The 9,431-nt window shown below is 41.8% G+C and carries 9 protein-coding genes; 1 reads left to right on the top strand and 8 read right to left on the bottom strand.

What is annotated here, in order from left to right; genetic code table 11:
• The 8 genes from GX756_04525 to GX756_04560 all read right to left on the bottom strand — a co-directional run.
• Positions 1 to 1,190: saccharopine dehydrogenase family protein (locus tag GX756_04525; GenBank protein ID NLC17126.1), on the bottom strand; the 1,190-nt coding region annotated here is incomplete at its 3' end.
• 22 nt (positions 1,191 to 1,212) lie between these two features.
• Entirely contained in the window at positions 1,213 to 2,055 is an 843-nt protein-coding gene (gene speB, locus GX756_04530) for an agmatinase (GenBank protein ID NLC17127.1), read from the bottom strand.
• A complete protein-coding gene (gene speE / locus GX756_04535) occupies positions 2,045 to 2,896 on the bottom strand; it encodes a polyamine aminopropyltransferase (protein NLC17128.1) in 852 nt (283 codons plus the stop codon). Before speE ends, speB begins: the two co-directional genes overlap by 11 nt.
• Positions 2,897 to 2,898: 2 nt before the next feature.
• Positions 2,899 to 4,350 (bottom strand): aminotransferase class I/II-fold pyridoxal phosphate-dependent enzyme, encoded by a 1,452-nt coding sequence (locus GX756_04540; GenBank protein ID NLC17129.1) that lies wholly within the window; start codon positions 4,348 to 4,350, stop codon positions 2,899 to 2,901.
• Between the two features lie 605 nt (positions 4,351 to 4,955).
• A complete protein-coding gene (locus tag GX756_04545) occupies positions 4,956 to 5,627 on the bottom strand; it encodes a P-II family nitrogen regulator (GenBank protein NLC17130.1) in 672 nt (223 codons plus the stop codon).
• Positions 5,627 to 7,117, bottom strand: coding sequence for a DUF1538 domain-containing protein (locus GX756_04550; GenBank protein NLC17131.1), 1,491 nt, complete (start codon positions 7,115 to 7,117; stop codon positions 5,627 to 5,629). The genes GX756_04545 and GX756_04550 overlap by 1 nt, the downstream gene beginning before the upstream one ends.
• A 241-nt stretch (positions 7,118 to 7,358) precedes the next feature.
• Positions 7,359 to 7,895, bottom strand: a complete 537-nt coding sequence (locus tag GX756_04555) for a hypothetical protein (protein ID NLC17132.1) — start codon at positions 7,893 to 7,895, stop codon at positions 7,359 to 7,361.
• A 191-nt stretch (positions 7,896 to 8,086) separates the two neighbouring features.
• Entirely contained in the window at positions 8,087 to 8,638 is a 552-nt protein-coding gene (locus tag GX756_04560; protein ID NLC17133.1) for a LemA family protein, read from the bottom strand.
• A 133-nt stretch (positions 8,639 to 8,771) separates the two neighbouring features.
• On the opposite strand from GX756_04560, the gene GX756_04565 reads away from it, so the two are divergent.
• Entirely contained in the window at positions 8,772 to 9,233 is a 462-nt protein-coding gene (locus GX756_04565; protein ID NLC17134.1) for an S-ribosylhomocysteine lyase, read from the top strand.
• Positions 9,234 to 9,431: the final 198 nt, after the last annotated feature.

Genomic DNA, 9,431 nt, shown 5'->3' on the forward strand with positions numbered 1-9,431 from the left:
ACCAATACGGGATTGAAATTTTCTTTCCAGGGCAAGCCCCACTTGTTCAGCGCGTCCATAAAAGGATCGGGATCGAGCTGCTCCATATTAAATACGCCCTCGCCTTTCCAAATACCTTTTAGGATAAGCATAGCGCCTATCATCGCGGGCACGCCCGTAGTGTATGAAACCGCTTGCGAGCCTACCTCGCGGTAACATTCTTGATGGTCGCAAATATTATACAAATAATATGTCTTAGGCTTGCCGTCTTTGATGCCCTTAAATATGCAGCCTATATTGGTCTTGCCTTTGGTGCGCGGACCCAAACTCGCCGGGTCGGGCAATACGGCTTTTAGAAATTGAAGCGGAACAATTTCTTGGCCTTGGAATTTGACGGGTTTTATTGAGGTCATCCCAACGTTTTCAAGGCACTTAAGATGGGTCAAATAGCTTTGGCTAAATGTCATAAAAAACCTTATTCTTTTTACGCCCTTAATATATTTAGCCAAGCTTTCCAGTTCCTCGTGATACATCAAATACATATCCCTTTTGCCTATGCCCTCAAAGTCATATTCCCTTTTTATTTCCATAGGCTCGGTTTCTATCCATTTGCCGTTTTCCCAATAACGCCCTTTGGCGCTTACTTCCCGTATATTGATCTCAGGATTAAAGTTGGTCGCAAAAGGATAGCCATGGTCGCCGCCGTTGCAGTCCAGTATGTCTATTTCGTGGATTTCGTCAAAATGGTGCTTTTGGGCATACGCCGCGAAAACGCTGGTAACGCCCGGGTCAAAACCGCTGCCCAATAACGCCATTATGCCCGCTTCCTTAAACCTGTCGTGATAGGACCATTGTTCTTCATATTGAAAGTGCGGGTTGTCGGGATGTTCGTAATTAGCCGTGTCAAGATAATGGACCTTAGCGCGCAAGCACGCTTCCATTATGGTCAAGTTCTGATAAGGCAGCGCCAAATGCATCGCTATTTGGGGCTTATGCTTGTTAAATAAGGCCACAAGCTCGTCCAATTTATCGGCATCAACCTGTTCGGTATAAATCTTGGTCTTGCTGTGTTTTAGCTTTTCGGCCAAAGCGTCGCACTTGGACTTTGTCCTGCTGGCGATCACAAGCTCGCTAAACACTTCGCTGTTTTGGCAGCACTTATGGACGGCGACAGTCGCCACGCCTCCGCATCCGATTATCATCGCTTTCATTTTATTTTTCTCCCTCCTTGTTTTATATTGATAATAGCAGTTCTCGCAAGAATTTACAAGCAAGCGCAATTGAAGTTCCGCTTGTGTCATAAGGGGGGCATAATTCGGTTATATCGCAGCCGACCACATTTAATTTTCCTAAGGTTGCCGCGGCCTCGCGAAGCTCCTCAAAGCTGACCCCGCCGGCTTCGGGCGTGCCGGTCGCGGCAAACTCCGACGGGTCCAAACAATCAAGGTCAAAAGTGAGATAAACGGGCTTGTCGCCTATTATGTCAATAGCTTTTTTTAAGTCTTTTATAACAAACTTGGTCAAATATGTATTATCTTTGGCGTATTCAAACTCTGTTCTCTCCCCCGAACGGATGGCGTATTGGAAAATTTTTTTAGGTCCCAAAACTTCGCAAACCCTTCTCATAACCGTGCTGTGCGAAAGTTTTTCGCCCAAATACTCGTCCCTTAAATCCGCGTGCGCGTCAAAGTCAATCACATACAAATCGTCACATTTTTGCTTTATAGCTTTGACCGCCGCCAAGGTCACAAGATGCTCGCCGCCTATCATTACGGGTATTTTGCCGTCCGACAAAATTTTATACGCAAACTCTTGGATTTGGCCAAGCGCTTTTTGGGCGCTGCCAAAAGGCAAGTCCAAATCCCCTGCGTCAAAAACATTAATTTCAGATAAGTCCTTGTCCAAATACGGACTGTATGTCTCTATGCCGTAGCTTTCTTCGCGCATTCTTTTGGGCGCAAAGCGCGCGCCCGGACGGTAAGTGGTCGTGCCGTCAAAAGGCGCCCCAAACAATACAAACTTGGCCGTTTGGTAATCGCTTCCACAGCCGATAAAAATATTTTTCTTATTCAACATGCTCCAAAAGCTCCGTTACATAGTTGGGCAAATAAAAAGCGCCTTTGTGGAGGTTTGTATTATAGTATTTTGTTTTTATGTTAAGACTATTCCAGTAATCTTCCTTGAGATCTTTCAGCGGATGATACTTTTTGGAAGCGAACCCGAACAACCAATGCCCCGACGGATAAATGGGGATATGCGCCTGATAAACGCGGCAAATCTCAAATGTCTTATATATATTTTTGTGAACCTTTTGCATGGCAAGCGCGTCAGGCTCGTAAAACGGGCTTTCGTGCTGGTTGACCATTATGCCGTTTTCTTTGAGCGCCTTATAGCAATTGCCATAAAACTCTTTGGTAAACAGCGGCTCAGCCGGACCATACGGGTCTGGCGAATCCACTATTATAAGGTCGTATTTGTCTTCGCATTTACGCACAAACTTTAACCCGTCCGAGATAATTATGTTCACTCTCGGGTCGCTTAGCTTATAGCTGGATTTGGGCAAAAACTTTTTTGCCGCGAAAATAAGCATTTGGTCAATTTCCACCAAATCAATCTGCTCAATGCTAGAATAATGGCATAGCTCGCGAACGACGCCGCCGTCGCCGGCGCCGATCACCAATACCGACTTAATGTTTGGATGGACCGCCAAAGCCGGATGCACAATCATCTCATGATAAACAAACTCGTCTTTTTCGGAAAACATCACGGAACCGTCTAAAACCAAACATCTGCCAAAATCAATGCTTTCAAACACATCAATGCGCTGATGCTCGGTCTTTTCGCTAAAAAGCTGTTTGTCAATCTTGATTGAAAACCGCACATTTTTGGTGTGTTTTTCGCTAAACCATAATTCCATTTCTACTCCTTTGTCACATTGATATACTCAACATTTATATCCATTGTGCCGGTCAAAAAACATCCTTTGGCTTTTGAGTATTTAATATATTCCACTATCTGCTTGGTTATTAGCTCGCCCGGCGACAAAATGGGTATTCCGGGCGGATAGCTCATTACAAACTCGGCGCTGATGTTGCCCTCGCATTTGTCCAGCGGCAACATAACCTTCTCTGAATAAAACGCCGCCTGCGGAGTCATTATAACATGCGGATTGATATATTCTTGCTCCAGCATTCCCAGCTTGCTCTTTTTGTAAAGCCTCCTAATTTCGGCCAAAGCGCCGACCAGCCTTTCAATATCGCGGTCCCTGTCGCCTACCGAAATATACGCCAAGAAGTTGCCAAGGTCGCCAAACTCAACCTGGATATCGTATTCGTCGCGCAAGATGTCATAAACCTCTATTCCCGCCAGTCCTATATTAAGCGTATTGACCGAAAGTTTGGTAATATCAAAATCGTATATGGTGTCGCCGTTGACAAGCTCTTTGGAATAGGCGTAATAGTCGCCTATATGGTTGATTTCTTCGCGGGCGTATTCCGCCTGCTCAATAACGCGCGCGAAAATGCTCTCGCCGCGCAAAGCCAAATTGCGCCGCGACAAATCAAGGCTGCTCATTAATATATACGAAGCGCTTGTGGTCTGGGTAAGGTTGATAATTTGTCTTACATAGTCGTGGTTGATGTTTTTGCCCGTAAGCAATAGCGAGCTTTGGGTCAACGACCCGCCCGATTTATGCATGCTCACAGCCGCCATATCGGCGCCCACTTCCATAGCGGACGGTGGGAGGCTGTCATGAAAATAAAAATGCGTCCCGTGCGCCTCGTCCACAAGCACTTTCATCCCGTATTTGTGCGCTAAGTCCGTTATGGCTTTTAGGTTGGAACAAATGCCGTAATATGTGGGGTTGTTTACAAAAACCGCTTTGGCGTCGGGATTTTCAATTATCGCTTTTTCAAAGTCCGCCATGCTCATGCCCAAGGATATGCCAAGCTGCTGGTTTAGCTGCGGATTGACATAAACGGGGATAGCGCCGCACAAAACCAAAGCGTTAATCGCGCTGCGGTGGACATTGCGCGGCAAAATTATTTTGTCGTCCTTTTTGCAAACGGATAATATCATCGCCTGAACGGCCGAAGATGTGCCGTTAACAATCAAAAAAGCGTGGTTTGCGCCAAAAGCCTCGGCTGCTATTTCTTCGGCCTCTTTTATGACCGAGACCGGATGCCCCAAGTTGTCCAAGCATTTTTGCGAGTTGGCGTCAATACTCACGCACTTTTCGCCCAAAAAATCGGTCAGTTCGCTGTTGCCCTTGCCTCTTTTATGCCCGGGCACATCAAACGGCATAATCCTCGCCCTTTTAAACTCTTCCAACGCTTCCACGATAGGCGCGCGCTTTTGTCTTCTTTGGCTCATTTTTTCTCACAACAAAAAATTCTCAGATCTACAACCTGAGAATTTCAATATATATAGTTTTTCTTATATATTTTTTCATAGAGTCTATTTAGCAATAACACTTTTAATACTCTTATTAATTTTCAAGTTGTGTCTTTTTTTTGCACAAGCTTATTATTCATAATTAATAAGGCAACAAAAGTTGCCGATTTCGGCTTTGACCTTGGCTGTCCGCATGGCCTTTTTTCAGAGATTGATATCTGATAGGTCAGTCGTTGCAATAAACTCATAATTAGTTTATGTGCTTAATATAATATCATTTTTACCTAGCAATATCAAACATTTTTACAATGTTTATTTAAAAATAATTTTCATTTATATTGTTATGTTATTTATTAAATTTTAGCCAAAATACAAAAAAAAATTAAAAAGGCGTTTTTTTTATTATGGGTAAAAATACAATACATATATTTTTCGCGCTATTTTTTGGCAAAAATCAATAAAAATAAAAAAAAATAGAGAACAATAAAGTTCCCTATCTTTATATTATAAATGGCTAAAATTATATGTTTAAAATTACGCCCTGATTTATTTTTAAAAAAACCTTGCCCTAAGCTATACGCCTGTTAATCTTCATAGATTCCGTAAGCGGCGTTTACATCTTGGACAAATATTATGCCGTTGCCGGGCTTATCAAGCTCAAGGTTTTTATAAATCGCTTCCACTATGCCCTTGGTGATTTCGGCCTTGCACAATATCAAAACGGTTTCTTTTTCGGGCTCTATTTCCATATTAAACACTTTGGCCGTTTCGTGTATGCCTGAGCCGCGCGCGTTTAAGATCGTTCCGCCCTTTGAGCCGGCGGCGCTTGCGGCGTCAATTACTTCTTCGGCTTTTCCTTTGTTAACTATGGTGATTATAAGTTGATACATAGGACTGCTTGCTCCTTTTGATTTTTGGTTTTCTTCGTTCCTATAACAGCTAGACCCAATAATATTGCACGCGCTTACCGTAAACGCTATTCCATGGTGGGGCTTGTCAAAACGAAATTTTTGGCTTAAGGCTTCCAGCGCGTTTTCGGCGGTTTGGGTATCGGCGCCCATCAAGATTATTTCCTTTCTCACATCGTATAAGGACAAAAACTTCAAAAAAGCGTTGTTTACAGTTCCCCTCCCCAAAAAGACCGTGCCGCCGCGCATTCCGTATTCTTTAGCCTTGCGCAATACTTTGCTGCCCTTTCCATGATTTACGATAATATAAATTATTTCAAATTTGGGCATATTCATTATCTTATTCATCAGTCTACTGAAACTCCTTTCACTTTTGACTTAATCTTAAACACCAAGCCCAAAATTTCCAAAGTCAAAATGGGGAACAGCGCCACCATGGCTATCATTCCAAAACCTTCGGTCAAAACATTGGCCTCTGCGAAGGCGTTTGCCGCCCCCTGTATAAACGCCAAGCTAAATGTCGCCGTCATCGGTCCTGTGGCGACCACGCCGGCGTCAAAAGCCATGCCGATAAAAAGTTTGGGCACAAAAAACATCAATATCAAGCAAATAACATATCCGGGCAATAAATAGTGCCATAACTGAATTTGGGGGACCAAAACCCTGATAACGGACAGCATAACGGCCAATCCCACGCCGATTGACAGCGCTACCAAAACCGCCTTTCTGGACACATAACCGCTGGTAACATCTTCTATTTGGTGCGTCAAAATATGCACGGCGGGTTCCGCCAAAATGGTCACGACGCCCAAAAACAGTCCTATAATTATTATAAACGCCTTGTTTTCTTTAAGCGCCAAGCTGTTGCCTATGCTTATGCCTATCTCCATAAATCCGCCGTTGACACCGACCAAAAATATAAACAATCCCAAAAAGGCAAATATAAATCCCGTAAGCATTCGCCTAAACTGTTTTCTGCTGAGCTTAAAGACAACTATTTGGAGAATAATCAAAATAACGGTTAACGGCGCTATCGCCAAAGCGCTTTGACCAAAGTAAGTTAATAATATATCCGTAAACGCTTTTATTATAGAGCCCGGACCGGGATTGTCCAAATCCAAACTGCCCGTAAACTGGGTGTTTCTATAAAACAAATTTAATATCAATATTGAAAGAACGGCGCCCGTCCCCGCGGTAGCGACCAAGCCAAAGCTGTCGTTTTCGGACGCCTTGCTGTCTTTTTTTAAGGAGGACATTCCTATTGACAGCGCCAAAACAAAGGGAACGGCCAAAACGCCCGTGGTCGATCCCGAGGCGTCAAAGGCTATCGCCAAAAACTCAGGCGAGGCAAACAGCGCGAAAATAAAAATAATTCCATACACTACCAAAAACAAAACATATAAAGGTATATTATAAAAAAACCTGACAAATCCCAACGACATCAAAAGCGCAAACCCGACAGACACCACAACCAAAACCAAAATGCCGGGTATCTTGGACGAGGTAACCACCCCGACCTGATTGGAAAACACTATCAAGCCCGGCTCGGCTATGGACACCAAAAAGCCCAAAAGCAGCGCGGCGATTATCGCCAGCCATAGCTTATTAGACTTGACTAAGGATTTGCCCGTAAGGCTTCCAAGCGGCGCTATTCCGATATCCACGCCTATCAAAAACAAAGTAAGTCCCAGCAATATCAAAACCGTGCCAATAATAAACCTGATAAGTAGTTTAGTATCCAAAGGGGTTATTTTAGTAAAATGCAAAAGCAATACCAAAACAAAAATAGGCAATACAGAAAATAAGACTTCTTTAAACTTAGTGAAAATTACATTCAAGCCACTTTATCCTTTAATCTTTATTTTCCCAAAATAAGCATAAATGTTGCTTAATTTTTTGTCAAGATTTTTCCAAGCGCCTTAAGATGTCTTGTTATAATCTTAATAATTTTATTTTATCTACGGCTTTTCAAATAAAAAACCATTACCAAAGGCTTTTTTAGCCAGCGTCCAAAGCCTTTAACGCTTTTTTATCGTTAGAATAATTTATTCAAAAAATAAAAAAATATTTACTAATTTTTTAGCTTGAGAGGCTTTTGGGCGCATCCGGGTTAAGGTCCGAGGGCTTGCTTTTGAACGAATAGTTTACCGCGACTGCGATTACAATTCCTACTATTGTCTCAAGCGTTCTTTCTATCGGAAATAAATATGTAGGCTCTACATCCAAAGGGGTTATCAAGATAAGCATAACAACCAAACCGGATATAGCCGACGCGCCCTTTATATTGATGATATTGCAAGTAAAAATGGTCAATCCCACGGCAAAAACCGTCAAAATATAAGGATGAACGCCCGTGGCGATGCTAAAATAAAGCATGCCCGTTCCGATGACGCCGCCTATAACCGTGCCTATAAGCCTATGGAGGCCCAATTTAATAGATTCTTTGGGTGTTATTTGCATTGTAAGCAGCGCCACAGCGCAAACATTATACACATCCTCATAATCTGCAAAGAAAGCTATCAACAAACACAAAGCGATCGCCAGCATTGTTTTTAGCGTTCTAAACCCAAGACCGTGTGTGGAAAGATAATTTAACGCTTTTTTGAATTTCCCCATAGTTATCCTTTGTAAGTTTTTTTGACAGCAATATATTATCATAAATAACGCTTTTTATTAAGTTAAAAAGTTCAGCAAAAACCAAGTTAAAGCATTGATTTTTTTAATATTTACGCCTTAAAAAAGAGCGCCCAAAAGCTCAAAAAACGGGCGCTTAAAAAATCTTATAAGGTTTTTATTCTTATAAATATTTATATCTTAACCTTATGGTTTGGGGCGCCAAAATATTTTACAGGTTTTAGGTTAATTATTTTGGCGATTATTTTGGCGGGAAAGGACACTAATTTTTGGTTAAAATGCGTAACCTTGGAGTTATAAAGCTCTATAGCCTCTTTCAGGCTCTTTTCGCTGTTTTTAATATCCGCCAAAAGATTGGCAAAATCCTTGTCGTTCTTAAGTTCGGGATAACTTTTAGCCAAATCATTAAGATTGCCGCTCATTATATCCAATTGGTTTTTTATTTGGAGTTCTTGTTCGGCGGCCATATTTTTTTCAACCTCTATCGCCTCGTAGGACGCTTCTTTTGGGTCTTTTGCGTATTTTTTGGCAATATCAAGCGCTTTTGTTAGCAATTCATACCTTTTGGATAAACTTGTTTCTATTTCCGTGTCGGCTTGGGCGATTTTGATTAGGCATTTTTTGAAGCCGTTGACCGTTATAACAATATACAAAAGCAACAGCAAGACTATCGCTACGGACACTATGACGATTATTTCCACAACACCTATCTTTAGAAAAATCATTATTTTCTCCTTACAAAACTAATGCCAAAATTTTTTTCTTAAACATTATTTTTAATTATATCAAATAACCGCTTTTAAGTCATTACATAATTTTATATTGACAAAAGATTTTTGACTATTTTATAATAATTTTATGAAAAACGGACTTAAACCAATAGCGTCGTTTATGATTGACCACACTAAGCACGATGTAGGCTTTTATCTGACTACGGTCCAAGACATATCGGGGCGCAAAATTTATACCTATGACTTAAGGTTCCGCCGTCCCAACCAGGGCGATTATTTGGACAACGCGGCAATACACACTATTGAGCACATCTTGGCGGCGACCATACGAAACAGCGAATACGCCGATTTGGTCTTATATTTTGGGCCTATGGGCTGCCGCACGGGCTTTGACTTGCTGCTGGTGGACATAGATTATGACGCCGCCAAAGATTTGGTCATAAAATCCATTGACCGCTGCCAAGAATTTGCGACAGTCCCGGGCGCGACCGCCCAAGAATGCGGCAACTACCAAGAACACGACCTTGCCCGCGCCAAACAAGAACTTATCAAATATAAACAAATAATCCAAAACCAAAAAAACCAATAAATCCAAAGTTATAAGACAGTAAATAACCCCAAACCAAAAAAACAAAAGCCCGCAAGTTATTAAGGGCTTATTTTTTTATAATAAAATATTTGATTAATACGGCGTTAAAAATTAATAAAAAGCTTCTTTTTATAATAATATAGACTTTATTATGCCGCTGAAGTGTTCCCAAGGTTTGCCTTCGGGCGGGTAGCATCT

Source organism: Clostridiales bacterium, from assembly GCA_012512255.1.
GTDB lineage: Bacteria > Bacillota > Clostridia > Christensenellales > DUVY01 > DUVY01.

Coding starts and splice junctions, on each gene's coding strand:
- GX756_04540 (NLC17129.1), bottom strand. CDS start 4,350: ATGAGCCAAAGAAGACAAAAGCGCGCGCCTATCGTGGAAGCGTTGGAA.
- GX756_04545 (NLC17130.1), bottom strand. CDS start 5,627: ATGAATAAGATAATGAATATGCCCAAATTTGAAATAATTTATATTATC.
- speB (NLC17127.1), bottom strand. CDS start 2,055: ATGTTGAATAAGAAAAATATTTTTATCGGCTGTGGAAGCGATTACCAA.
- GX756_04560 (NLC17133.1), bottom strand. CDS start 8,638: ATGATTTTTCTAAAGATAGGTGTTGTGGAAATAATCGTCATAGTGTCC.
- speE (NLC17128.1), bottom strand. CDS start 2,896: ATGGAATTATGGTTTAGCGAAAAACACACCAAAAATGTGCGGTTTTCA.
- GX756_04555 (NLC17132.1), bottom strand. CDS start 7,895: ATGGGGAAATTCAAAAAAGCGTTAAATTATCTTTCCACACACGGTCTT.
- GX756_04565 (NLC17134.1), top strand. CDS start 8,772: ATGAAAAACGGACTTAAACCAATAGCGTCGTTTATGATTGACCACACT.